The 24180-nt window shown below is 59.1% G+C and carries 21 protein-coding genes and 1 pseudogene; 16 read left to right on the plus strand and 6 right to left on the minus strand.

From position 1 onward, the window contains the following. Window positions 1-31: 31 nt before the first annotated feature. Together ACP7AL_RS17180 and ACP7AL_RS17185 are read right to left on the minus strand one after the other, a co-directional pair. The gene (locus ACP7AL_RS17180; RefSeq protein ID WP_425993213.1) at window positions 32-3190 is read right to left on the minus strand and encodes an efflux RND transporter permease subunit; all 3159 of its coding nucleotides are present in this window, start codon (window positions 3188-3190) and stop codon (window positions 32-34) included. 15 nt (window positions 3191-3205) lie between these two features. Next, the gene (locus ACP7AL_RS17185) at window positions 3206-4402 is read right to left on the minus strand and encodes an efflux RND transporter periplasmic adaptor subunit (RefSeq protein ID WP_425993214.1); all 1197 of its coding nucleotides are present in this window, start codon (window positions 4400-4402) and stop codon (window positions 3206-3208) included. Between the two features lie 202 nt (window positions 4403-4604). Here ACP7AL_RS17185 and ACP7AL_RS17190 point away from each other — a divergent pair, with 202 nt between their 5' ends. Continuing rightward, window positions 4605-5393 (plus strand): cysteine rich repeat-containing protein, encoded by a 789-nt coding sequence (locus tag ACP7AL_RS17190; RefSeq protein ID WP_425993215.1) that lies wholly within the window; start codon window positions 4605-4607, stop codon window positions 5391-5393. A gap of 16 nt (window positions 5394-5409) precedes the next feature. Here ACP7AL_RS17190 and ACP7AL_RS17195 read toward each other — a convergent pair whose 3' ends face one another. Beyond that, window positions 5410-5766 (minus strand): hypothetical protein, encoded by a 357-nt coding sequence (locus ACP7AL_RS17195; protein WP_006019461.1) that lies wholly within the window; start codon window positions 5764-5766, stop codon window positions 5410-5412. A 204-nt stretch (window positions 5767-5970) separates the two neighbouring features. Here ACP7AL_RS17195 and ACP7AL_RS17200 point away from each other — a divergent pair, with 204 nt between their 5' ends. The 4 genes and pseudogenes from ACP7AL_RS17200 to ACP7AL_RS17215 all read left to right on the plus strand — a co-directional run bounded on the left by ACP7AL_RS17200 (window position 5971) and on the right by ACP7AL_RS17215 (window position 8308). Further along, the gene (locus ACP7AL_RS17200; RefSeq protein ID WP_425993216.1) at window positions 5971-6192 is read left to right on the plus strand and encodes a cysteine rich repeat-containing protein; all 222 of its coding nucleotides are present in this window, start codon (window positions 5971-5973) and stop codon (window positions 6190-6192) included. A 71-nt stretch (window positions 6193-6263) separates the two neighbouring features. After that, a complete protein-coding gene (locus ACP7AL_RS17205) occupies window positions 6264-6476 on the plus strand; it encodes a hypothetical protein (RefSeq protein WP_083875159.1) in 213 nt (70 codons plus the stop codon). A gap of 143 nt (window positions 6477-6619) precedes the next feature. Next, a pseudogene (locus ACP7AL_RS17210) lies at window positions 6620-6836 on the plus strand (UDP-glucose 6-dehydrogenase); the annotation flags it as partial. Between the two features lie 212 nt (window positions 6837-7048). Continuing rightward, the gene (locus ACP7AL_RS17215; RefSeq protein WP_425993217.1) at window positions 7049-8308 is read left to right on the plus strand and encodes a Glu/Leu/Phe/Val family dehydrogenase; all 1260 of its coding nucleotides are present in this window, start codon (window positions 7049-7051) and stop codon (window positions 8306-8308) included. A gap of 277 nt (window positions 8309-8585) precedes the next feature. Here ACP7AL_RS17215 and ACP7AL_RS17220 read toward each other — a convergent pair whose 3' ends face one another. Next, window positions 8586-9080 (minus strand): Lrp/AsnC family transcriptional regulator, encoded by a 495-nt coding sequence (locus ACP7AL_RS17220; protein ID WP_006019465.1) that lies wholly within the window; start codon window positions 9078-9080, stop codon window positions 8586-8588. Between the two features lie 94 nt (window positions 9081-9174). Between ACP7AL_RS17220 and ACP7AL_RS17225 the strand changes: the two genes are divergently transcribed. Further along, complete coding sequence (locus ACP7AL_RS17225) at window positions 9175-10365, plus strand: diaminopropionate ammonia-lyase (RefSeq protein WP_425993218.1); 1191 nt, start codon at window positions 9175-9177, stop codon at window positions 10363-10365. A gap of 14 nt (window positions 10366-10379) precedes the next feature. Here ACP7AL_RS17225 and ACP7AL_RS17230 read toward each other — a convergent pair whose 3' ends face one another. Both ACP7AL_RS17230 and pxpB read right to left on the minus strand, forming a co-directional pair. Beyond that, entirely contained in the window at window positions 10380-11414 is a 1035-nt protein-coding gene (locus ACP7AL_RS17230; RefSeq protein WP_425993219.1) for a biotin-dependent carboxyltransferase family protein, read from the minus strand. Beyond that, window positions 11411-12136, minus strand: a complete 726-nt coding sequence (gene pxpB, locus ACP7AL_RS17235) for a 5-oxoprolinase subunit PxpB (RefSeq protein WP_425993220.1) — start codon at window positions 12134-12136, stop codon at window positions 11411-11413. Before pxpB ends, ACP7AL_RS17230 begins: the two co-directional genes overlap by 4 nt. 257 nt (window positions 12137-12393) lie before the next feature. On the opposite strand from pxpB, the gene ACP7AL_RS17240 reads away from it, so the two are divergent. The 10 genes from ACP7AL_RS17240 (at window position 12394) to cofH (ending at window position 24171) form a co-directional block, all read left to right on the plus strand. Beyond that, window positions 12394-13170 (plus strand): GntR family transcriptional regulator, encoded by a 777-nt coding sequence (locus ACP7AL_RS17240; RefSeq protein ID WP_425993221.1) that lies wholly within the window; start codon window positions 12394-12396, stop codon window positions 13168-13170. Between the two features lie 133 nt (window positions 13171-13303). Continuing rightward, complete coding sequence (locus tag ACP7AL_RS17245) at window positions 13304-15667, plus strand: xanthine dehydrogenase family protein molybdopterin-binding subunit (RefSeq protein ID WP_425993222.1); 2364 nt, start codon at window positions 13304-13306, stop codon at window positions 15665-15667. Continuing rightward, window positions 15664-16503 (plus strand): FAD binding domain-containing protein, encoded by an 840-nt coding sequence (locus tag ACP7AL_RS17250; protein WP_425993223.1) that lies wholly within the window; start codon window positions 15664-15666, stop codon window positions 16501-16503. Before ACP7AL_RS17245 ends, ACP7AL_RS17250 begins: the two co-directional genes overlap by 4 nt. Further along, complete coding sequence (locus ACP7AL_RS17255; RefSeq protein ID WP_425993224.1) at window positions 16500-17708, plus strand: xanthine dehydrogenase family Fe-S subunit; 1209 nt, start codon at window positions 16500-16502, stop codon at window positions 17706-17708. Before ACP7AL_RS17250 ends, ACP7AL_RS17255 begins: the two co-directional genes overlap by 4 nt. Window positions 17709-17815: 107 nt before the next feature. Then, the gene (locus ACP7AL_RS17260) at window positions 17816-18592 is read left to right on the plus strand and encodes a LamB/YcsF family protein (RefSeq protein ID WP_006019473.1); all 777 of its coding nucleotides are present in this window, start codon (window positions 17816-17818) and stop codon (window positions 18590-18592) included. A gap of 41 nt (window positions 18593-18633) precedes the next feature. Continuing rightward, window positions 18634-19293, plus strand: a complete 660-nt coding sequence (npdG, locus tag ACP7AL_RS17265; RefSeq protein ID WP_006019474.1) for an NADPH-dependent F420 reductase — start codon at window positions 18634-18636, stop codon at window positions 19291-19293. Window positions 19294-19302: 9 nt separating this feature from the next. After that, the gene (cofE, locus tag ACP7AL_RS17270) at window positions 19303-20070 is read left to right on the plus strand and encodes a coenzyme F420-0:L-glutamate ligase (protein WP_425993225.1); all 768 of its coding nucleotides are present in this window, start codon (window positions 19303-19305) and stop codon (window positions 20068-20070) included. Then, entirely contained in the window at window positions 20067-21047 is a 981-nt protein-coding gene (cofD, locus tag ACP7AL_RS17275) for a 2-phospho-L-lactate transferase (RefSeq protein WP_425993226.1), read from the plus strand. Before cofE ends, cofD begins: the two co-directional genes overlap by 4 nt. Beyond that, window positions 21047-21745, plus strand: coding sequence for a 2-phospho-L-lactate guanylyltransferase (gene cofC, locus ACP7AL_RS17280; RefSeq protein ID WP_425993227.1), 699 nt, complete (start codon window positions 21047-21049; stop codon window positions 21743-21745). The genes cofD and cofC overlap by 1 nt, the downstream gene beginning before the upstream one ends. After that, complete coding sequence (gene cofH, locus ACP7AL_RS17285) at window positions 21745-24171, plus strand: 5-amino-6-(D-ribitylamino)uracil--L-tyrosine 4-hydroxyphenyl transferase CofH (RefSeq protein WP_425993228.1); 2427 nt, start codon at window positions 21745-21747, stop codon at window positions 24169-24171. The genes cofC and cofH overlap by 1 nt, the downstream gene beginning before the upstream one ends. Window positions 24172-24180: the final 9 nt, after the last annotated feature.

Here is a 24180-nt window from a genome sequence, read left to right on the forward strand (position 1 = left end):
CAGGTCCGTGAAAGCACGACGGTTCGGGCGGCTAGGGCCCTACTGCGGCCGGCTGTGCGACGGCCTTCTTTGCCTTACGTTCGGCGCGCCAGTTCTCTAGCCGCTGTATCACGACAAAGAATGTTGGAACGAACAGAACCGCAAGGAAGGTCGAAGCGAGCATTCCGCTGAACACGGTAATGCCGATTGACTTGCGGGCGCTCGCGCCGGCGCCGGTCGCGAACACCAGCGGAGCCACACCGAGGATAAAGGCAAACGACGTCATCAGGATTGGCCGGAACCGCGCCCGTGCTGCTTCCACAGCAGATTCCAGCAGCGGCTTGCGATCCCGGACGTGAAGTTCGAGCGCAACTTCCACAATTAGAATGGCGTTCTTGGCCGAGAGGGCGATCAGAAGGATCAGGCCGATCTGCGTATAGAGATTGTTCTCGATCCTCAGTCCCGTCAGGACTGCCATCGGCCCGAGCAGAGATAACGGCACCGCCAGAATGACCGCAATCGGCGCGAACCAGCTCTCATACTGGCCAGCCAGAACCAGATAGACCAGCAGCAAGGCGAGGCCAAACACGTAGTAGATTTGGCTGCCGACGGCTTTTTCCTGATACGACATCGCGGTCCACTCATAGCCCGTGCCAGGCGGCAAGGTCTTGTCGGCGATCTGTTCCATCAGCGTGATGGACTGGCCGGAGCTGTAGCCCTGTGACGGCAGTCCAATGATGGTGGCGGACGGGTAGAGATTGTAGAGGCTGATGAGGGAGGGACCTACCGCCGGTGTGACCGTTGCGATCGTGCCGAGCGGTATCATCGCGCCTTGCGAGTTGCGTATCGTGAGATTCTCGATGTCCTTTGTCGTCAGGCGAAACTGGGCGTCGGCTTGCGCATAGACCTGAAAGGTGCGTCCAAATTTGTTGAACTGATTGACATAGGACGACCCGAGATAGGCCGCCAATGTGGAAAACACCTGATCGGTCGTGATATGCACCGTTTGTGTCTTGATCCGGTCAACCTCGACGTCGAACTGCGGGACCATGGAGCGGAACGGCGAACTGACGCGTTGCAACGCGCTCTGTGTCTGGGCGTTGGCGACGACCGCCTGGGTGACGGCTTGAAGTTTGCCGAAATCGGAGTTGCCGTCACGCAGTTCAACCTGCATGGCGAAGCCGGCGGCATTACCGATGCCCTGAATAGGCGGGGGCGGAAGCACAAAAATCCGCGCCTCCGGTATCGCTTCGAGCTTCTGGTTCAGCCCGACAACGAGCGATCGCAGATCTTCTCCGGGGCCCCGCGCATCCCAATCCTTCAGCATGAGATATGCAACGCCAGCATTGGCGAGACTTGAGCTGTTGTCGAGCGCCGATATGCCGGCGATGCTGATGATCTGTGAGACGCCAGGAGTCTTGCCGGCGATCTCGGTCACCTGATCGAGGACGCGCTGGGTGCGGTCCAGCGCAGCGCCGTCCGGCAACTGCACGGCAGCCAACAGGTATCCCTGGTCCTCTATAGGGATAAATCCGGTCGGCACACGGGAGAGACCATAGCCGCCGATGGCAATCAGGATCAGCGCGACGACCACCGAGACATTGCTGTGCCGGACCATCCGATCGATGAACGAGGTGTAACCTTTCTCGATCCGGTCATAGACCAGGTTGAAGCCGCGATAGAACCAGTTGCGTTGCTCGGGCGGAACCGGACGCCGGAGCCACAGCGCGCACTGCGTGGGTTTCAGGGTCGCAGCATTAATGGCGCTGATCAGAGCAGTTGCCGCGATCACCAGCGCAAATTGCGCATAGATGCGGCCTGTCAGGCCGGGCAAGAAGGCGGCCGGCAGGAACACCGAGACCAGGACCAGCGTGATCCCGATGATAGGTGCAAACAACTGATCCATTGCCTTGATCGCTGCGTCATGGCCAGACATGCCCTGTTCGATGTTGTGTGCGGCACCTTCGACGACGACGATGGCGTCATCGACCACGATTCCGATCGCGAGCACGATGGCGAACAGGGTCGACAGGTTGATGGTAAAGCCGAGCGCCGCCATCGCGGCAAAGGCACCGATAATGGTGACGGGGACCGTCGTTGCCGGAACCAGCATGGCGCGCCAGTCTTGCAAGAACACAAGAATGACGACAAGCACCAGAAAACCAGCCTCGATCAGCGTCTTGTAGACTTCGTGGATAGATGCTGAGACAAATTTCGTTGTGTCGAACGGGATGTCGAACTGCACGTCCTGCGGGAACCCGCGTGCCAGCTCGGTCATCTTCGTCTTTACGGCTTGCTGGACCTCAAGAGCATTCGCTCCGGGCGACTGGAACACGCCGATCCCGGTCGCAGGCTTTTTGTCGAGCGAGAATATCTGGCTGTAGGTCTGGGCGCCGAGTTCAACGCGCCCGACGTCGCGGACGCGCGTGACATCGCCGTTGCTGCCCGTCTTGACAATGACATCGTTAAATTCGCTCGTTTCATCCAGCCGGCCCTGAACATTCAGCGTGTACTGGAATGCCTGTCCCTGCGGTGCCGGCGGCATTCCTATCTGGCCGGCCGTGACCTGCTGGCTTTGCTGCTGGATCGCTTGAATGACGTCTTGCGGCATCAGTTCGAGAGCCTGCAGCTTGTTCGGATCAAGCCAGACGCGCATTGAATACTGGCCTGCGCCGAAGACGTTCACGCTGCCGACACCGGGCAGCCGCGAGAGCTCATCCCGGATGTTGATCGTGGCGTAGTTGCTCAGATAGAGGCTGTCGTAGGTGGCATTCGGCGACGTCAGTGTCACGAACAGAAGAATTGCCGTCGATTTCTTCTGAACCGTGACGCCTTGGGTTTGAACCGACTGCGGCAACTGCGACAGCGCGCTGGAGACCCGGTTCTGAACCAGCACCTGCGCAAAGTCGAGATTGGTGCCGATCCTGAATGTCACTGTGAGCGTATAACTTCCGTCAGCGCCGCTATAGGACTGCATGTAAAGCATGCCCTCGACACCATTGACCTGCTGCTCGATTGGCAGTGCCACGGTGTCAATGACCGTCTTGGCGCTGGCGCCGGGGTAGCGCGTTGTGACCTGCACAGTAGGAGGAACCACATCGGGATATTGCGCAACGGCCAGGCTAAACAGCGCAACACCGCCGATCAAAATCATCAGGATCGCGATGACGTTTGAGAGCACCGGCCGTTCGATAAAGAATTTCGAGATCATGGCCGTCCTCGGTCCCTAGTTCGCCGAAGCGCGAGGCTGGTCTATCTTTTGTAGCTGAGGATCGACCTTCTGACCGGGGATTGCGCGAAGCAGGCCGGCAATAACGACAGGATCATCGGCCTTGAGGCCGCTCTCGATCACGCGCAATTCGCCGTCGAGAGGCCCGGTCTGAACCTTGCGCTGCTCGACGACATTTTCCTTATTGACAACAAGGACATATCGTCCCGCCTGGTCGCTGCCGAGCGCGACATCGGGAACGAGCAGGGCATCCTGCTTATCGAGCGGAACGCGGACGCGCACATAGTATCCGGGAATCAACACACGGCTAGTGTTTTGAAAGATCCCGCGTACCGCAAGTGTGCCCGTTGCCTGGTTGATGGTTGGCGAGGCGTAGTCGAGTTTACCCGTGTGCGGATAACCAGCCTCGGTCTGTAGACCGACTTCGACGGGAGTGTCTTTGAGGTCTTTCGGTGTCAGCCCTCTTTTGGCGGCGGCCGCGCGTATGCGTAGAACGTCCTGTTCGTTGACGTTGAAGTTTACGTAGATTGGATCGAATGCGACAATTGTCGCGAGCTGGGTTGGAGAGGCGGCGCCCACCAGTTCTCCAACCGAAACAAGGTGCGCGCTGACGATCCCGTCAAACGGCGCCGTCACATTGGTGTAGCCGTAATTGACGGCCGCAATCTTGGTGTTGATCTGAGCCTGTTGCAGATTGGCCTGCGCGTTATCACGCGCGGATGTGGACTGTTCTAGCGTTGCCTGCGAGACGATCTGTCTGGTGACCAAGTCCGACTGACGTTTGAAATCGGCTTCTGCCTGCTTCAACGAGGCCTGCGCACCGGCCTCGGCGGCCTGCGCCTGCTCAAGTTTCAATTTGTAGGTTTCAGGCTCGATCGTGAACAGGGTTGTACCCTGTTTTACGAACGCGCCGTCTTCGTAGCTGATTGTCTGAAGGACACCCTGTACGCGCGCCACCAGATCGACTGATTTGAATGGAGCGGTGTTGCCGGTGGCTGTTAAATACCGCGTGATTGTGCGCTGCACGGGAACGCCGACATCGACTTTCGGCGGCGGCGGCGGGACGAAACTATTCTGTTCGCAAGCAGTTAGCGCGGCCAGTGAAAATATGACGAGAGGAATACGCGGGATAGCAGATGCGTTGCGCCTGGTGGCGCCGGGAAATTTAATACTGGCCGGACACGAAGCTCTCATTTCGGTGCCCTATTCAAAAATTTCTTGCGGAAATTATTCCGCTGGAAAATTGCGTCCGCAGCCCTATGGATAACAACAATCCACTTGCGGTGGAACCCAAAACAGAAAATGATATCGTCAACTAGGAATTTGCTGACAAGTTTTTTCGAATTCACTTCTGTTGCGGGCATTGTCCTTCGGACGCCGATAGGGATTTCTTCAAATGACTGACACGTTGAAACGTGTGGCAGCGCTATGGTCGCTCTCTGTAATGATCGTTCTGGCGACGGCAATGTCAGCGATATCCCAGCAACCTACTGACGAACAACGAAATGCCATCCGCTCGGCGTGTCGTTCGGACTATGAAGTGAACTGCGCCAGCGTACCGCCGGGTGGTGCAGCGTCGTTGCAGTGCCTGCAGAAAAACATGTCGAAACTGTCCGGCTCCTGTCAGCAAGCGGTGAAGGCCATCGAACCCGCGGCCGCGCCGAAGGCAGAAACCGCTCCGGCACCTGCCGCTCCCGCACCGGCGAAAGCTGCTGCGCCTGCCGCAGCTCCGAAGGCCGCTGCGACGACACCCTCGCAAAAGCCCACAGACGCACAGACTGCAGCCATACGCAGCGCCTGCCGCTCCGACTATCAGAAGAATTGCGCGAGCGTCCCGCCTGGGGGCGCACCGGCTTTGAATTGTCTGGAAAAAAACAAGTCGAAACTTTCGGCGAGCTGCCAACAGGCTGTGAATGCTGTTAGCGGCGGCACTGCCGCTCCAGCCGAGGGGAGCGCAGCACCGGCAGCAAGTTCTGCGGCGGCTCCCGCGCCTGCATTGGTTTTGCGGCCGATGCGGCCGCGCGAGGAGCTGTTTGTCCTGCGATCAGCCTGCGGTGGAGACGTTCGCGCGCTTTGCGGAGGCGTCGCGCCCGGTGGCGGCCGTATCGTGCAGTGTCTGGCTGTGCGGGCTGGTTCGCTGTCACCCGCGTGCAAGGATGTACTGAGCCAGTTCGCGGCGCAGTAATCGCCAAACCGGCAGGCTACTCTCCGCGGAAGGCAAGGATCAACTGGACCAATCGGACGCTCAAAACGATGTAACAGATCGACATGGCGATTTGGTAAGCGATATGCCAATTCAACTTTGAAAGCTTATACAAGCCGTCAAGAAAATTCAGAACGAGAAGAACGATACCAAACAACTCCACGCCACGGCCAATGAGGCCGTGACGTAAGTAGCCGAACAAAAGTATGGCGGGGTCAGTGCTGGAGACATGTGCACCTGCCGATATCACCAATGTTGCCACGATCATTTTCTCGACGTGACCAAACATTTCCTTCGAGGCTGGTTCGACATGGTCAGCGTAGAACGTAAGCCACTTGGCTCTGATATTCTCCATGGTTTTCCCCCACGACTGTGGCCGGTTTCGGATGCGCCGGCTTTGAGCAGTTGCCCGATCAAAGATTTCAAATCGTCTCAGTACAACGGCTACCGGACAAAGAAGCAAGAACCTCCGCCTGTCGTTTCCCCATGGCAACTGCGGGCTTAATGGGGACTTTGCCTGCCGCGTAGGATCAACTGAATCGGAAAAGGGAGCATACACATGCGACATGTCATACTGATTGCCGCTCTTCTGTGCGTTTCCGGAGCTGCGTATTCGCAGGATTTGACGGCCGAGCAGCGTAGCGCCTGCATGGGTGATTATGAAAAATTCTGTAAGGGCGTCGAGCCGGGAGGGGGGCGAATTATCGCTTGTCTGTCCAAATCAAGCGACAAGCTCACCGCGGCATGCAAGAAAGTCCTAATCGCTGCGGAGAATAAGTAAGTCAGCGGCGCTGACGGCTTGAGAAAATCGCTTGCTTCAAGGATCAAACAAGACAGCTTTGGGAGTTTGCCATGCGCTCATTTCTGCTGATTGCGTCTGCCGTTCTGGCGTTTTCCGGGACAATGGTTATTCGAACGACGGACGCCGGTGCGGTGGTTTGCGCGAAGGGTGTATACCGCGCCGGTTGCGCTGGAGCTCGGGGAGCCGTTGTTGTTCGCCGTCCGCCAGCTGTAGTTTGTCGTACCGTGTGGGTTGATGGCGTGCGTGTACGCCGCTGTAGATAACACGGGCTCTGCTTGTTGCAGGTCGTCTCTCGGCGTATCGGCTTGATCAGATGTTCAAGACGATGAGTTGCCTTTATCTTCCGGCAAGGCGTCGATACGGTGGACGACATTCGCACAATGTTTGTGACGGATGGAGCGAGGTGTTCAAGCCAAACACCGACGACATGCGTGATGCACCGCCCATCCCGCTGATCACGGCGCTTCAGGATAAAGGAGCAGTCGTGAACGTCTTCGGCGATCATGGCCACTCCCGTCATTGTGGATCTTCGCAATATCTACTCGCCGGACGAAGTCTCGCGAAGTGGCATTCTGTATTGCGGGGTAGGGCGACCGCAGCCGGTAGCAGACGGTTTTCCATGATTGCAGAGCACTTTGCAGCGCTGGATGCAGCGCAGCATCGCGCTCCATGCTCAATTCTGGAAGTGAATTCCGCAGCCAACGCTTGCCCGAATTGCTAATGTGCGGATGAAGAATCGCTCCCGGCGATTGTCATGCTTTCGTGAAGCCATCGGTGCCCGCTCAGCAGACGTGACCAGCTCTTCCTCTACCTCCAATTAACAGGTGCGACATAGATGACAGTCTATAGCGGTCCGGTTTTTGAGATGGCTGTGAAGCAGTTTGGTGTCATCGCGGACTATCTGGCGATTCCAAAGGACGATCGCGACAGACTTCTCATGCCGAAGCGCGCGATTGTTATTTCATGCCCTGTCCATCGCGATGATGGATCGACCGCGGTCTTTGAGGGTTATCGCGTTCAGCATCATCTGACGCTCGGTCCGACCAAGGGCGGAACACGCTTCGCTGCAAGCGTTGACCTTGGGGAAGTTGCCGCGCTCGCAATCTGGATGAGCTGGAAGTGTGCGCTTGTTGGCTTGCCATATGGCGGCGCCAAGGGCGGTATCGGCGTGGATCCCTTGAGCTTGTCCGCACGGGAGCTGGAAAATCTCTCTCGCCGTTACATGCAGGAGATGATTCCGTTTGTCGGGCCTCACGTCGATGTGATGGCGCCGGATATGGGGACGAATGAACAAGTGATGGCGTGGTTCATGGATACATATTCGATGTATCAAGGACGCACCGTCACCGAAATCGTAACAGGCAAGCCGGTCAGTGCGGGCGGGACCTTGGGGCGGCGGGAAGCGACGGGCCGCGGGGTCGCTCATCTGGCCAAGCGGGTGATGCTTGAACGTGCGATCACCTTGAACAATGCAACGGCCGTGGTTCAAGGCTTTGGAAACGTCGGATCGATCGCAGCCGCAGAACTGCAAGCAATGGGTGTGACTGTCATCGCAGTCAGCGATCATACCTGTGCCTTGCATCGCGCCACGGGTCTGGATGTCACCTCCTTGATCAGGCATGTCACCGAACACGGGAGCCTTCAAGGCTACTCCAAGGAACTGATGTGCGACCCATCTACCATCCTGACGCTGCCTTGCGATGTCCTTGTACCGGCGGCTACCGAGCGCGTTATTGACGCGACCATCGCCGAAAAACTGCAATGCAAGGTTCTCGCGGAGGGTGCGAATGGTCCCACGACCCCCGATGCCGACCTCGTGCTCGAAAGACGCCAGGATGAAATTTTCCTGATACCCGACATTCTTTGCAATGCCGGTGGTGTCGTGGTCAGCTATTTCGAATGGGTGCAGGATTTGCAACAGCTCTTCTGGGAAGAAGAAGAGGTGATGCGGCGTGAATATCAGATTCTCGATCGAGCTTTCGATCAGATGGCTGTGCGCGCGAAACGCGACAAGATCTTTAATCGGACGGCCGCCATGGCCATCGGCGTGGAGCGCGTACGCGCCGCAAAGACGACGCGCGGGCTGTTTCCATAGGTGGAAGAACGCCGCCCCTCAATTTCAAATAGCTCTGAACTGGCCTCTCACCTGTTGAAGACACATTTTCCCAAAGCATGATCTGGCTTGATAATCCCAGCTGCATTCTTAATCCGCGCGATCTGCACCTGCCGAACGATCTTCGCACACAGGGGATCATGAAGCCCGGTCTCTATATGACGATCGTGCTTGAAGGCATCGGCGAGAGTTGTGAGCGGGCCTATTGTGCGGGTATTTCCCTTAGAAGCGTTGATAAGATTTGGCGTCGGCAAAAATTTCAAAGGCCTTTGCCCGGTATCAGCGGCACCCTCAGACTCGTCTTGACGCGGTTCATCGCGACAAACGTATTGAAGTGCTTCACGTTCCGGTTTTCGAGGAACAGGCGGCGGCTGAGCTGCTCATACTCTTCCATGGTCGACACGGTGAGGACGAGGATGAAGTCCGCAGCACCTGTCACGTAGTAGCATTGCTGAACTTCAGGCGCGGCGGCGAACTCACGGCGCGCCGAATCCATCAGATCCGCCTGTTCGCTGTCGATCTGTACTTCCACGACAATCGTAATGGGACGCCCAACGCTGGCGGGATCAACAATTGCCACGTTGGATTGAATAACGCGCGCGTCTTCCATCCGCCGGACTCGTCGCTGCACGGCGGCGGCCGACAGATTGACGGATTTTCCGATCTCTTGAAGCGATGTGCGGTTGTTGACCTGCAACTCCTCGAGAATGGCGAGGTCGAATTCGTCCAGTTGGATGCTTTTTGAAGGTGCCATCGATTTCTCGCAAGATTGTTGCGCTTAGACCATAAAATCAGGGGTAAAATAGCACGTCAAGTAAGCTAATTTTGCATCCGAAAGAGGTGCAGATATGATTGAACGCAACAAGAGCATCAACCGCGGCAAGACCCTCCTGGCCCTGGATCAGGAGATGTTTGGACCGGTGGCCGCCGAAAAAGCGCTGGCAATGCTGCGGCTGCACCCGAGTTATCGGCCGTCGCCGCTGCTCTCTCTGGGCGAGGTGGCGGCCACGGCGGGCGTGCGATCGGTTGATATCAAGGACGAGAGCGGGCGGTTTGGGCTTGGCAGTTTCAAGTCGTTGGGCGGTGCTTACGCCGTGGTTTGTCTCGCGCTTGAAGAGGCGGCCCGCGTGCTCGGCCGCCCTGTGCTTCCCGGCGAATTGCTCGACCCCGACGTGCGCGCAGTTGTGCGCAACATCAATGTCGGCTGTGCGACAGACGGAAATCACGGCCGGTCCGTTGCCGCCGGAGCCAATCTCGCCGGATGCCAGGCCAATATCTTCGTTCACGAAGGCGTCAGTCCTGAGCGGATCGCGGCGATTGCGCGCTTCGGCGCCAATGTTATCGAAGTTGACGGCAACTACGATGACGCGGTCGCTGAAGCAGAACGCGTCTGTCATGCCAACAACTGGATCATTGTATCCGACACGTCGTGGCCGGGTTACGAGCGCATTCCTCGTCTCGTGATGCAGGGCTACACCGCGATGGTCTCCGAGATTCTTGATGAAATGGCGGAACTGCCGACGCATGTATTCTTGCAGGCAGGTGTTGGCGGGTTTGCCGCCGCCATTGCTGCAAATCTCACGCTCCGTAGCGGCACTTCCCGGCCCAAATTCATCATTGTCGAGCCCGATCGCGCGGCGTGTCTGCTCGCCAGCAATGAGGCCGACGCGCCGGTCAAGATCGCGCCGGTCGAGCCGACCGTGATGGCGATGCTCGAATGTTACGAACCATCGATGCTGGCGTGGGGCATTCTGTCCCGGCTGGCGGAAGCTTACATGACCGTCCGTGATCCCGATGCGATCGCTGCGATGAAGCAGTTGGCTCGAGCAGAAAATGGACGAAGCCGCGTGGTCGCAGGTGAAAGTGGTGGCGCAGGCCTGGCCGGTCTGCTCGCTGCGGCCTCTGATCCGCAGGGCCGCGAATTGCTTGGATTGAACGCGAATTCGCGCGTGCTTCTCTTCAATACCGAGGGTGCGACCGATCCCTCGATCTACAAGAGCCTGACCGGCGTCGATCCGCGCATTCTTGTCCCGGCCTGATCGGGAATTCCTGATCAAGCCGTCGCATCGACGACACCATCAATCAGGTTGCACGTATACAGCGCCTTGAGATTGATGCCCTGCATCTCGCCTACGGGCCGGATGTCCTGAATGATGCTCAGGACATCCTGATGCTCCGCCCGGCGGATCGCTTCGGCTTCTTCCCGTGAGACAGCTTTGAATCTCACGGTGCGACCCGCGCCGCGGACGCCGAGCAGCGGCAAGTCAGCGGAAATGACCGTGGCGATCTTTGGATAGCCGCCTGTCGTCTGGGCATCGACCATCAGAACAATGGGAAGCTTCGAGCCGGGCACCTGAATCGATCCGGCAACGATACCGTCCGAGACGATGTTGTAGTCGCTTTTGTGTGCAAGAGTTGGGCCGTCGAGGCGAAACCCCATCCGGTCGGATGCCGGCGTAATGGTGTAAGTGCTCGACAGAAGTTCGCGGATGGCATCTTCAGTGAAATATTCATCCTGCGGGCCGAGCACGACGCGGATCGGCTGATCAAAACGGAGATTGCGCTGTTCGCTCAGAGTGACTTCTTCGCGCGCCGCGACGTCCTCGATTGATCCGTCGAGGACATCGCCAGCGCGGAGCTGCCGTCCGGACAGTCCGCCAAAGCCGGCGCGCGTATAGGTCGATCGGCTGCCGAGGCACAGCGGGACGTCGAAACCGCCCTCAATCGCGAGATAAGAGCAGAACGCATCGCCGCCCAGACGCACGCGTACGATCTCGCCTTTGGTCAACCGGATCGACTGTCCTGAAGGGATAAAGGGATCCTCGCGCCCGACGATATCGAGCCCGCCGCCGCTCCCGACAAGGGCCACGCGGACGGATGAGCTGACAACCTCCAGTTCAGGACCGGAGCCGATGATTTCCAGACACGATGCGTTCTGCCCGTTTCCCACTAGCGCATTTGCCAGCGTGAAGCCGCTGCGGTCGAGGGCGCCGGAAACTGGCACCCCGACGTGCTGAAAGCCGCGCCGTCCTTCGTCCTGCACGGTGGTGTGAAAGCCGGGCGCGATAACTTTGAGCACAGAAATCACGCCGCAAGCTCCGTGCTGTCCGGAATGTAGTCATTGCGGTCCACAGCTTTGCGAATTCGGTCAAACTCTTCCGGTGTGACCGGCTCGAACCTGACGCCGTCACCGGGGCCGAGCAGGGACCCCCTTGCCGATGCCGCATCAAAGAAACGAACGGGCGAGGTTCCGATCAAATGCCAGCCTCCCGGGCTCTCGTATGGGTAGACGGCGGTCATGCTGGTTGCGATCGCGAGCGAGCCGGGAGGAACGCGCAGGCGAGGGTCCGACCTGCGCGGCAATTGCAGTTTCTCCGGCAAATCGCCCATGTAGGGATAACCGGGGACAAATCCGATCATGTAGACATGATATTGCGTGCCGGCGTGGAGCGCTGCGACTTCAGAAACCGAAAGACCTTTGGCCTTTGCTACCTCTTCGATATCGGGTGCGAATTTCGGATCGTAGCAGGCGGGGATGGCCCATAACCGCTTACGGTGGGTTGATTGAGCGGGTTGGTCCACGAATGCTGCAATAGCTTGCTCAAGTTCGCTGCCGGTTGTCGTCAGCGGGTCGTAGTTCACGCTGAGCGAACGGAATGTGGCGATCACCTCGGTCACGCCAGGCAATCTGGCTTGTTCCAGAGCCGCGGCCAAGGCCAGGACACGATCGCTAATCTTGCGGTCGATGGCAGATCCGAACTCGATCACAAGGGCGCTGTCCGCCGCCTTTAAAATCCGGAAATCAGCCATGCGGTCCACATTCGTTTGATTGATATTATAGTACTAAAGATAGTATGACTTCGTCAAATCCTCCTTGAATATCCGTGCAGGCAGGACGAAAATCGAGCGTGATCCACTCGGCGAAAGTTCACGCTTTGGCTCATGTCGCCCCGTCAGCTAGCGCATTGCTTTGATGTCGGCGTCAGTTATGATCTTCGCTGCGAGTCCCAGATTCCAGAAGAAGTAATAATGTGTCCAGACTGTTAAAGGCATACGACCGCAGCAGAGTGCCCCTGTATATTCAGGTCGCATCGGTGTTGAGGACACGGATTCAATCCGGGCAGTGGAGCGCTGGGGACAAGATTTCCACGCTTGAAGAACTCGAACGCGAGTTCGAGGTGGCGCGCGTCACGGTAAGGCAAGCTGTGGACATTCTGCGCGAGGAGGGCCTGCTTCAGGCGCGCCAGGGACTCGGCACCTTTGTTTCGAAGAAGACCCAGGACCGGCATTGGGTCAAGCTTGCGACCAGTTGGGCCACCTTGATCGAATCGCTCAAGGACAACGTGCCGCGGCGGCTGGCGATCGATGAGGGCGTGGCTCCGCCTGTTCTGGGAGAGTCCGATGGCGATCTCGCCTCCAGCTACGTCAAGCTGCGCAGCGTTCAGTACCGCAATGAGGATCCTTATTCGGTCGTCAATCTTCTTCTGGCGCGGGAAATCTTCGATCTGAACCCCGTACGGTTCAAGAATGCGGCCGCGCTTGTTGTCATCGACGCCATGGATGAAATTACCCTGTCCGAGGCGCATCAGACGCTGACGATCGGTAGCGCGGACCCCGAAATCGCAGATCTTCTGAAGATTTCGATCGGCGCCCCGACCGTCGAGGCCCACTGCGTTGTCATTGATGACGGCGGTATCGCGATCTATGTCGGCGATATCATTTACCGCAGCGAAAGCATCAAGCTGCAAATGGACCTTTTGGGTACCAAGCCGCTGCGGGAAAAGAAATCCCGGAACGGGCATAAGACCGTCAACCTGACGCGGCGGAAATCCGGAAAAGCCTAGTTCCGGTGCACTGAGCAGCTTTTTTCAGCAGCTTTACTTTGTTCCAGAATTCGCGCGAACGAGGTCTTGCTATCGTCCTAAAAATAGGATGAATTTGGCCGGTGGTGTTCCGCCTCCGTTGAAGGAAATTGGCATGGTTGAGCAAGGCGTAGGCGCGCGGCTTCTCCGCAAGGAAGATGACCGCCTGATGCGCGGACGGGGCGAATTCGTCGGCGATATACGGTTGCCCGGCATGCGCGATGTGGCCTTCGTCCGGAGTCCTCTGGCTCACGCGCGGATCAAGGGCATACGGATTCCGCCCGAGTACCGTGACAGTGTTTTCATTGCGGCTGACCTTGAAGGTGTGAAGCCGATCCGCGCTGTATCGGGCCTGCCGGGTTTCAAGGTTTCCGAGCAGCCGATTCTGGCCTTCGAAAAAGTGCGTCAGGTCGGCGAGCTGATCGCCATGTGCGTCGCGGATACGCGGGCGGAGGCAGAAGACATTGCCGCCGCCGTGGAGGTGGATTTCGAGGAATTGCCTGCCGTTCACGACATGCTGCTCGCGAAGAGCCCGGATTCGGCGCTGCTCCACGAGCACTGGGGGGATAACATCTTCCTGGAGACGTTCGTCGATGTGAATATGGAAGCGGCGTACGATGCGCCCATCAAGATTACCCGAGAAATTTCCACGGCTCGCCAGAGCATGGCGCCGATGGAAGGTCGCGGTACCGTTGCCATGTGGCACAAGCGCATGGACCAACTGGTTCTCTACACCGGAAACCAGCAGCCGCACATCGTGCGCAACGGTCTTTCGGAGTGTCTCGGACTCGAACAGATTCAGGTCCGCATTGTTTCCCCCGATGTCGGCGGTGGCTTCGGCTACAAAGGCATCGTGCTGACGGAAGACGTCTGTCTCGGCTGGCTTGCAAAGCGTTGCGGCTATCCCGTACGCTGGATCGAGGATCGCCGCGAGCATCTCACTGCAGGCGCCAATTGCCGCGAGCATCACTACAACATCACCGTCTATGCCGACCGCGACGGCAAGCTGCGCGGTGTTGAGTGCGAGGCGACGGTCGATTCAGGGGCCTATTCGTCTTATCCGTTCTCAGCCTGTCTTGAGGCCGCGCAGGTCGCGAGCATTTTGCCGGGGCCTTACGATTTTCCGTCCTATCGCTGCCGGACTTGGTCCGTCGCGACCAACAAGTGTCCAATTCTGCCGTATCGCGGCGTTGCCCGCACGGGCGTCTGCTTCGCCATTGAACTGATGATGGATGCCATCGCCCGTGAGACCGGTCTCGAGCCTTATGAGGTGCGGCTGAAAAACCTCGTGCAGCCGGACCAGATGCCGTTCGACAATATCACCAAGAAGCATTTCGACAGCGGCGATTATCCGGAGTCGCTGCGTCAGGCGCTGGCCAAGATCGATTTGCCGGCCCTGCGCGAACGTCAGAAGAAACCCGAGGCGGATGGGCGCCTGATCGGCGTCGGCCTGTCAGTCTATTGCGAGCAGGGCGCACACGGAACATCGGTTTACGCCGGTTGGGGCATTCCAATGGTGCCAGGCCATGAGCAGGCGACGGCGCGCATGACGCCGGACGGCGGGCTCGAGCTGCGCGTCGGTGTCCACTCTCACGGGCAGAGCATGGAAACCACGCTGCCGCAGGTCGCGCATGAGATTCTGGGCATCGATACGGCCAAGATCAAACTGGTGCACGGTGACACCGAATATACGCCGTACTCGACCGGAAGCTGGGGATCACGCTGTGCGGTGATGGCCGGCGGAGCGGTTGCGACGGCGTCGCGCGAGCTCGGCAAACTCGTGCTTGGAATCGGCGCGCATCTGCTGCAGACGGATATCAGCAACGTAAAACTCAGCGACGGCGTCGTGGTCGGCCCGAGCGGCAGCGTGACCCTGCAGGAAGTCGCTTACACCTGGTATCGCCGCCCGCAGGATCTTCCTCCGTCGGTCGATCCGCGTGGCCTCGAAGTGACCATCGGATACAAGCCGGTGCGTGACTCCGGTACGTTCAGCTACGCCTCCCATATCGCTGTCGTCGCGGTCGATCCGGAAATGGGCGACATCGAGCTCCTCGACTACGTGATCGTCGAGGATGGCGGAAAACTCATCAATCCGATGGTGGTCGACGGCCAGATTTATGGTGGGCTCGCGCAGGGGATCGGCACCGCGTTGTACGAAGAGATGAATTTCGATACATCCGGTCAGCCGCTTGCGTCGACGTTCGCGGATTATCTGTTGCCCGGTCCGACCGAGGTGCCCGAACCCAAGCTCGGCCACATGGAGACCTTGGCGCCATACACCGAGTTCGGTGTGAAGGGCCTCGGCGAGGGGGGCGCGATCGCGCCTCCGGGAGCTATCGGCAATGCGGTCAATGACGCGCTTAAGTCGCTCGGTGCTGAAATACGGCACTCGCCGATCACGCCGCGCAGGGTGCTGGAGGCAATCGAGGAAGCCAAGAGCACACCACGCGCAAAAGCCGGTGAAGGAGTGCTCGCGTGAAGCCGGTTAACTTCGATTACGCGCGTCCCGGTGACGTCGGTGCAGCTCTCAAGCTGATCAGTGACGACAGTCTCATGGTCAAGATCATGGCTGGCAGTCAGTCGCTTGGGCCCATGCTCAACATGCGCCTCGTGCAGCCAGATCTATTAGTGGACATCACCGGCATCGACGAGCTTCGCAGCGTGGACCAACGCTCCGACGAGATCGTGCTTGGCGCATGCATCACCCACGCGGACATCGAAGATCGGCGCGTGCCGGACGTAACCTGCGGTGCATTGCCGACAGTGGCGCGCAGTATTGCCTACCGCGCCGTGCGCAATCGCGGAACCATAGGGGGCAGCCTGACCCACGCCGATCCTTCCGCGGACTGGCATTCGATCATGGCAGCCGTCGGCGCCAAGGTTATGCTGCGCGGGCCAAACGGCGAGCGTACCATCCCGGTTGAGGACTACATGGTCGGTGCCTTGGAAGCCGATTTGCAGCCGGGCGAGATGCTGGTCAGCGTCACGGTCCCCAAACTCAGCAGCACGGCGCGATGGGGTTATTACAAGAGCTGCCGGAAGACCGGTGAGTTCGCGCATGCCATCGGGGCATTCCTTTCCGATCCGGATCGCGGGGTCAGTCGTGTCGTCATCGGGGCGACGGAGAGCCGGCCCATCGTGATCGCTGAAGCCAGCAACATCCTTGGCGACGGACGCGCCGAGCGCCTTGGCGCTGGTTTCAACAGCCAGGCGGTTGGCGAGGTCATTGAAGCGGCGGGTATGACCGATCCGCTCGACAAGCAAACACATATTGTCGCGTTGCGGCGCGCTATCGAACAGGCGCAATCGGCATGAATACAGTCAGCCTCACAGTTAACGGCAAACAGGTCAGCGCGAATGTTCAGCCGCGTACCCATCTCGCCGATTTCGTGCGTGAGACCCAGAACCTCACCGGCACTCATCTCGGCTGCGAGCACGGCGTTTGCGGTGCTTGCACGATTTTGGTCGATGGCGTGCCGACGCGCTCGTGCATCACCTTTGCGGTTGCCTGCCAGCAGGCCGACGTGACCACGATCGAGGGTCTCGACAACGACGAGATCGCAACTGAATTGCGCGCCGCGTTCGCGCAGGAACATGCGCTGCAGTGCGGCTATTGCACGCCGGGAATGCTCGTGTCCGCTCGCGATGTGGTGCTGCGGATGCAAGCGCCGAGCGAGCATGACATTCGTGTCGCGATGAGCGGCAACCTGTGCCGCTGCACGGGCTATGTCGGCATCATTCGTGCGGTGCAGCGCGTCGTCGAAGCGCGCCGCAGCCGGGGTATTGCCGCGATTCCAAACGGCAATCGGACGCGGCTTGGCCCGTCAGGGTCGGGACATTCGGCTCCGGTGGCTGCTGGCTCTGCGCCCCGTGCAGTCGCGGCGCCGGGAACTGCAAAGAAAGTCAGCGCGCCGTCCGCGTCCTCCGCGCGTATGGATCCCGACTGGAAGCCGCAGACAACATTCAACCAGAGCTTTACCGTTGCGCACCCGGTCGATGTCGTGTGGGACTTCTTCGGCAATATCGCCGGCGTTGCCTCTTGTCTTCCCGGCGCGTCGCTGGCGGGGGAGCCGATTGACGGCCATGTCGAAGGTCAGATGAAGGTCAAGGTCGGCCCGATCTCAGCGGAGTTCCAGGGCGTCGCCGACATCACTCGCGATGATGCGAAGCGGACCGGAACCATTATGGGTTCGGGCAAGGACAAGCGCAGCAACTCTGCGACGCGTGGCCTGGTCGGGTACGCCGTTAAGCAGGGCGACAACCCCAATGAAACACGTGTGGACGTCAGCATTGGGTTCACGCTTACGGGCGCATTGGCGCAGTTCAGCCGCTCCGGGCTCGTCCAGGACGTCGCCGGACGCCTGATTGCCATGTTTGTCCGGAACCTCGAGGCAAAGCTTTCCGGGAATACAGAGGCAATACAGGGAGAGGCCCCGGGCCTCGATGCAGCTTCGCTCGTGTTCGACGTCCTGAAGGCGAGGCTCAAGCGCCTGTTCGGGCGACTTTTTGGCTCCCGTTAAGCGACGACATCGATAAAAGATATTGTCTTACTAACAATAGTACCTTATGCTTGGCGGGACCTTAAAAACAAGCACTTCCGCCAATCGTGCTAAATCCGGAGTGAGCAATGACCATCAAGATCAACCTCAACGCAGACATGGCGGAAGGCTTCGGCGCTTATCATATCGGCGACGATGACGGAATTCTGAAGATCATCGGGTCCGCCAACATCGCCTGCGGTTTCCATGCCGGTGATCCGCTGACCATGCGTCAGGTCGTTGCTGATGCTAAGCGCGCGGGCGTCAGCGTTGGTGCTCATCCCGGTTTCAACGATCTCTGGGGCTTCGGCCGCCGGCGGATCGACATGCGCCCCGACGATCTTGAGAACATGATCGCCTATCAGATCGGCGCGCTTCAGGCTCTGGCGTCCTATTCCGGTGTGAAGGTGACGCATCTGAAGCCGCATGGCGCGCTCAACAACATGTCGGCTGAGAACTACGATTACGCGCTTGCGATCGGTCGCGCGATCAAGGCGGTCGATGACAGCATCATCTATCTCGCGCTGTCCGGCTCCGAGATGGAGAAGGCCGGGCGCAGCCTCGGACTGAAGGTCGCGTTGGAAGGCTTCTGCGACCGCCAGTACGAAGAAGACGGTAATCTAACCTCGCGCAAGATTCCAGGCTCGGTTATCAAGGACCCGGCGGTTGCGACCAAGCAGGTCGTCGACATGGTGGTGAACAACACGATTACCACGCGGACCGGCAAACAGATTCCCTGCAAGGTTCATTCGCTCTGCGTTCATGGTGACGAGCCGACTGCTGTCGCGCTGGCAAAGTCGGTGCGAGAGGGTCTCGAGAAGGCCGGTGTCAAACTGGTGCCGCTGACCGAAATGGCGCTCGACTGAACATTTGCAACTGACGTCGTATCTGAAGAAAGGCCGGTTATATGAGCGCTAAGCCAAGCATTGCTATTCTCGGAGGCACCGGCGATCTCGGTTCAGGTCTCGCAAAGCGATGGCTTGCTGCGGGGTATTCCGTGGTCATCGGTTCGCGTTCGGCGGAGAAGGCTCAGGCCTTTGCCAAGGAGCTTGGCGGCGGTGCCCGCGGTGACGACAACGTCGGCGCGGCGAAATCTGCCGACATAGTGGTGCTTGCGGTGCCGTTCGGCAGTCATGATGCGACCTTGCGCGAGGTAAAGGACGCAGTGCAGGGCAAGATCGTGGTTGATGCGGCTGTACCGCTGGTGCCGCCGAAGGTGTCGGTCGTGCAGCTTCCTCCCGAGGGTTCGGCGGCGCAGATCGCGCAGACTCTGCTCGGCGAGGGTGTTAAAGTGGTTTCCGCGTTTCACAACGTCGGCGCCACGAAGTTACATGCAGGCGGTCGCGCGGATTGCGACGTGCTTGTATTCGGTAACGACAAGGAATCCCGTGACGTCGTGATCGGACTGGCGAACGAGGTTGCCAGTGCAGGTATCGATGGCGGCGTGCTCGCCAATTCGGCTGCTGCGGAGGCGTTGACGTCGGTTCTGATCGGAATCAATCGCCGTTACAAGGTTCCCGGTGCGGGCATCCGTATCACCGGGCTTTCTCCACCCGCTCCACAATGATCGTTCGCGATGGCGAAGAGCGTCACATATCATGCTGTACCCGGTATCCCGCTGATTGCCCCGGGCGATGATCTTGCTGCGCTCATTGTCGAGTCTCTGAACAAGGCGGAGCTTTCGCTGCTCTCCGACGACATCGTCGTAATCGCCCAGAAGATCGTCTCAAAAGCAGAGAACCGCTATGTTGCATTGAAGGACGTGATTCCTTCTGACAAGGCGCGAATGCTTGCCGATCAGGTCGGCAAGGACGCACGTTACATCGAAGTCGTTCTGTCGGAATCCGACGAGGTCGTGCGCCATCGTCCCAACGTCATGATCGTTGCACATCGGCTTGGATTCGTGATGGCCAATGCGGGAATCGATCAATCGAACATCGAGCACATTAATGGCGAGGAGCGCGTGCTGTTGTTGCCGCGCGACCCGGATGGTGTTGCGGTGCAGTTAAAGGCCAGGTTTGACGCAGCATTTAGTGCAAAGGTTGGCGTCATCATCAATGACAGTTTCGGGCGTCCGTGGCGCAACGGCGTCGTCGGTGTTGCGCTCGGTGCTGCGGGCCTACCGTCATTGCTCGATATGATCGGTGAGCCGGATATGTTCGGCCGAAAGATGCAGATGACTGAAATCGCGGTGGCCGATGAGATCGCCGCCGGCGCGTCGCTCTTGATGGGGCAGGCGGCCGAAGGTCTGCCGGTGGTTGTGGTGCGCGGTCTGACATTCGACGCAGCGCCGCGTTCTGCATCGGCGCTGGTGCGCCCTCGCGAACGGGACATGTTCCGATGAGCGTCCAACCATCATCGCTTCGTGGACGGCCGGTCGTCGCGCTCTGCGGCGGCGTTGGGGGCGCCAAGCTGGCGCTCGGATTGGAGCGTCTTATCGGCGCCGATCTGACTATAATCGTCAACACCGGCGATGATTTCGAGCATCTTGGACTTCATGTCTCGCCGGACATCGATACAGTTCTGTACACGCTCGGCGGTCTCAGCGATATCGAGCGCGGCTGGGGCAGGGCGGACGAGACCTGGAATTTCATGGAGTCGCTCGGCGGCTTGGGTGGCGAGACATGGTTCCGGCTCGGCGATCGCGATCTCGCGATGCATGTTGAGCGTACACGCGCGCTGCGCGCGGGAATGTCGCTCACGGATTTCACAACCGCGATGGCGCGCCGGCTCGGGATAGCTTCGCGCATCCTTCCCATGTCGGATGATCGCGTCGAGACCACGGTAATGACAGCCGATGGGCCACTGCCATTTCAGCGCTATTTCGTCGGGCTGCAATGCGCGCCGGTGGTGAAGCGGCTTGAATTCAAGAATGCGGAGCATGCAGCGGCTTCCGATCAGGTTCTGGCGGCGCTCAATAACCCAAACCTTGCTGCTGTCATTGTTTGTCCGTCGAATCCGTATCTGAGTGTCGATCCTATTCTGGCCGTTTCGGATATTCGGAATGCTCTCGAGCGCGTGACCGCGCCTATTCTCGCGATCTCTCCGTTGATCGGTGGGCAGGCGGTGAAGGGGCCAACCGCAAAGATCATGGCTGAGCTAGGCGTGCCGGCGAACTCTGTCGCGATCGCCGGGCACTATCGCTTTATCGACGGATTGATCATCGACGAGACCGATCGTGGCGATGCCGGCAAGGTGGACATGCCTGTGCATGTGACATCCACGTGGATGCGGAGCCTGGAAGACCGTGACCGGCTGGCAGCCGATTGCCTGGAATTTGCGGAGCGGCTGGCAACCGCGGAAAGAAGGAAAGTGACGTGATGGAAACGTTCGCTGAAAACCCTTCAAACATCTGGGCTGTTGTTCCTGTTAAACGGCTGAGCCAGGCCAAGCAGCGGCTCGCGCCGGTTTTGTCGCACAACGAGCGGGTCAAGCTTGCACGTACCATGCTGCACGAAGTTCTGACGACGTTGTGTGCCTCCGAACTTGCCGGCATTGTGGTCGTTACCAGCGACCCGATGGTTGCAAATCTTGCGTCGTTGTTCGATGCGCGGGTCGTCCACGATGGCACGGAAGCAGGTGTCAATGCGGCGGTTCAGCAGGGTTTGGAATCACTCGATGCAGTGGCAAGTGCACTGATTGTTCCGGCCGATGTGCCGTTTGCTACCGCAAGTGATCTGCGGGCGATCATCGCTGAACTTCAGCACAATCCTGTGGTGTTGGCGCCGGCCTTGTCCGATGGCGGCACCAACGCTCTCGCCATGCGCGCGCCAGATATGATCGTGCCGAAATTCGGCGAGGACAGCTATCTGCGTCATCAGATGCAGTCACGGGCGAAGGGCTTTGCCTGCGGCGTCGTCAGCTCGGACGGCATCGGGCGGGATATCGATCGCCCACAGGACCTGGTCGCGCCGATCGCGACCGGAAAGTATTCGCTGACAGCGGCGCTGCTCGCAGAACTGAATGTTTCAAACCGCCTGGGTGTTGGCGCGCTGCCGCTTTGCGTGAGGCATATGTGATGACGGTCCTTTCTTTGTTGCAGGAATTTCCGCTGGACCACCGATTGAGCCGCGACGAGGCGTCCGAACTCATTCATGTGGGCGATCTCGATCAGCTTCTTGCCGCCGCTGCCGCACGGCGCGACGCCGTCCATGGGCATCAGGTATCGTATTCGCGTAAGGTCTTTATTCCGCTGACGCAGCTTTGCCGCGACGTTTGCCATTACTGCACCTTCGCGCATGCGCCGCGCAATGGCGAGAAGCCCTATCTCTCAATCGAGCAGATGGTTGCCATTGCGCAAGCAGGCAAGAAGGCCGGATGCAGGGAAGCGCTGTTCACCCTGGGGGACAAGCCTGAGTTGCGCTACCGCGTCGCTCGTGAGGAGCTGGACAGGCTGGGACATCTCACCACGCTGTCCTATCTCGCAGAAGCTGCAGCTACGGTGTTTCGTGAAACGGGTCTGCTGCCGCACATCAATCCCGGTCTGATGAGCGGAGAAGACATCGACGCTCTGCGTAAGGTTTCGGTATCTCAGGGTATCATGCTGGAAAGCATCTCGAACCGTCTTGCCGAGAAGGGCGGTGCTCATCATGGTTCGCCGGACAAGATTCCGGCCGCTCGCCTCGAAACGATGCGATTGGCAGGTGAACGGAACGTACCGTTCACGTCCGGGATTCTCATCGGTATCGGAGAGACGCGGCAGGAACGCATCGACTCGTTGCTGGCCCTGCGCGATCTTAATGATCAGTACGGACACATTCAGGAAATCATCGTCCAGAACTTCCGTCCGAAGGCCGGCACGCGTATGGCGAATACCGATTCGCCGGATGTCGAGGATCATCTCTGGACGATTGCGCTCGCGCGGCTGATTTTCGATCCGGAAATGAACATTCAGGCGCCGCCCAATCTGAGCCCCGGTGCACTGGGCAGGCTTGTGGCAGCGGGCATCAACGACTGGGGCGGGGTGTCGCCGGTCACGCCGGATCACGTCAATCCGGAAGCACCGTGGCCGCATCTGCGGCTTTTGGAAGCGGCAACCAAGGCGGCGGGCAAGGATCTCGTCGAGCGCCTTGCGATCTATCCGTCGTTCGCGCGAGATGCATCCCGATGGGTTGATGCTGGTTTGCGGACCTCGGTGCTCAATCACATTGACGGTGATGGTGCGCCTCGTGTTGATGACTGGTGCCCCGGCCACGTCGGGCAATTGCCTTCACGTGAACTCGGCTGGATTCAAAGAGCGCCATCGGCCACACCATCCGCGAACCTTGGACAGGTGTTGGCGAAAGCCCAGCGCGGAGTCACGCTGGGCGAAGCAGAAGTCGTCCGTCTGTTTCGGGCGCGTGGTGATGACTTCGCGGCCATCTGCCGTGCAGCGGATGAACTGCGCCGTGAGAAGAATGGCGACACGGTGAGCTATGTTGTCACGCGCAATATCAACTACACCAACATCTGCTCATTCAAGTGTCAGTTCTGCGCTTTCTCCAAGGGCAAGATGAGCGAGAATCTGCGCGGCAGGCCTTACGATTTGGAGATGAGCGAAGTCGCCGGCCGCGTGGTCGAGGCTTGGGAACGCGGCGCGTCTGAAGTCTGCATGCAGGGTGGCATTCATCCGTCCTATACCGGACAGAAGTATCTCGATATCTGCCGGACGGTGAAACAGGCTGTACCGCAGATGCACATGCATGCGTTCTCGCCGCTGGAGATTCATCAGGGCGCTCAGACGCTGGGAATTCCTGTAATTGATTTTTTGCGCGAGCTGAAGGCGGCGGGCCTTGGCACATTGCCGGGAACCGCGGCCGAAATTCTCGATGATGAAGTGCGGGCGGTGCTGTGCGCCGACAAGATCAACACCCAGCAGTGGCTCGATGTGATGCGCGCCGCGCATCAGGTGGGCTTCCGTTCGACCGCTACCATCATGTTCGGTCATATTGAGGGTTATCAACATTGGGCGCGCCACCTGCTGCGCATCCGCAATCTGCAAATGGATACCGGCGGCTTCACCGAGTTCGTGCCGTTGCCGTTCGTTCACATGGAAGCGCCGATCTATCTCAAGGGCCGTGCGCGGCCAGGGCCCACGTTCCGCGAAGCGATCCTGATGCATGCGGTCGCGCGGCTGGTGCTCAATCCGCATATCCCCAACATTCAGGCTTCCTGGGTAAAGCTTGGCGCCGATGGCGTTCGCCAATGTCTGATGGCGGGTGTCAACGATCTCGGCGGCACTTTGATGGACGAGAGCATTTCGCGCTCAGCAGGTGCATCCCATGGCCAGGAAATGACGCCGCAAGACATGGAAGCGATCATCCTCTCGGCCGGGCGCAATCCGAGGCAGCGCACGACACTTTATCGCAATGCGGAAGAGGACGTCCGGTTGCGTTCGTTTGACGCGGCTGCTGCGCGAATGGCGGTCAATGGTGACAAAAACGTGCATGCCGCAAGTATTTCATAGGATCGGACA

Origin of the sequence: Afipia sp. DC4300-2b1, assembly GCF_049895725.1 — a bacterium.
Classification (GTDB): Bacteria; Pseudomonadota; Alphaproteobacteria; order Rhizobiales; family Xanthobacteraceae; genus Afipia; species Afipia broomeae.

Excerpts from the sequence above, each read along its gene's own strand:
- ACP7AL_RS17215 (WP_425993217.1), top strand. The coding sequence starts at position 7,049 with ATGACAGTCTATAGCGGTCCGGTTTTTGAGATGGCTGTGAAGCAGTTT.
- ACP7AL_RS17245 (WP_425993222.1), top strand. The coding sequence starts at position 13,304 with ATGGTTGAGCAAGGCGTAGGCGCGCGGCTTCTCCGCAAGGAAGATGAC.
- ACP7AL_RS17195 (WP_006019461.1), bottom strand. The coding sequence starts at position 5,766 with ATGGAGAATATCAGAGCCAAGTGGCTTACGTTCTACGCTGACCATGTC.
- ACP7AL_RS17205 (WP_083875159.1), top strand. The coding sequence starts at position 6,264 with ATGCGCTCATTTCTGCTGATTGCGTCTGCCGTTCTGGCGTTTTCCGGG.
- ACP7AL_RS17225 (WP_425993218.1), top strand. The coding sequence starts at position 9,175 with ATGATTGAACGCAACAAGAGCATCAACCGCGGCAAGACCCTCCTGGCC.
- ACP7AL_RS17190 (WP_425993215.1), top strand. The coding sequence starts at position 4,605 with ATGACTGACACGTTGAAACGTGTGGCAGCGCTATGGTCGCTCTCTGTA.
- cofE (WP_425993225.1), top strand. The coding sequence starts at position 19,303 with ATGGCGAAGAGCGTCACATATCATGCTGTACCCGGTATCCCGCTGATT.
- ACP7AL_RS17255 (WP_425993224.1), top strand. The coding sequence starts at position 16,500 with ATGAATACAGTCAGCCTCACAGTTAACGGCAAACAGGTCAGCGCGAAT.
- pxpB (WP_425993220.1), bottom strand. The coding sequence starts at position 12,136 with ATGGCTGATTTCCGGATTTTAAAGGCGGCGGACAGCGCCCTTGTGATC.
- ACP7AL_RS17220 (WP_006019465.1), bottom strand. The coding sequence starts at position 9,080 with ATGGCACCTTCAAAAAGCATCCAACTGGACGAATTCGACCTCGCCATT.
- ACP7AL_RS17260 (WP_006019473.1), top strand. The coding sequence starts at position 17,816 with ATGACCATCAAGATCAACCTCAACGCAGACATGGCGGAAGGCTTCGGC.
- ACP7AL_RS17200 (WP_425993216.1), top strand. The coding sequence starts at position 5,971 with ATGCGACATGTCATACTGATTGCCGCTCTTCTGTGCGTTTCCGGAGCT.
- ACP7AL_RS17185 (WP_425993214.1), bottom strand. The coding sequence starts at position 4,402 with ATGAGAGCTTCGTGTCCGGCCAGTATTAAATTTCCCGGCGCCACCAGG.
- cofC (WP_425993227.1), top strand. The coding sequence starts at position 21,047 with ATGGAAACGTTCGCTGAAAACCCTTCAAACATCTGGGCTGTTGTTCCT.
- cofD (WP_425993226.1), top strand. The coding sequence starts at position 20,067 with ATGAGCGTCCAACCATCATCGCTTCGTGGACGGCCGGTCGTCGCGCTC.
- cofH (WP_425993228.1), top strand. The coding sequence starts at position 21,745 with ATGACGGTCCTTTCTTTGTTGCAGGAATTTCCGCTGGACCACCGATTG.
- ACP7AL_RS17180 (WP_425993213.1), bottom strand. The coding sequence starts at position 3,190 with ATGATCTCGAAATTCTTTATCGAACGGCCGGTGCTCTCAAACGTCATC.
- npdG (WP_006019474.1), top strand. The coding sequence starts at position 18,634 with ATGAGCGCTAAGCCAAGCATTGCTATTCTCGGAGGCACCGGCGATCTC.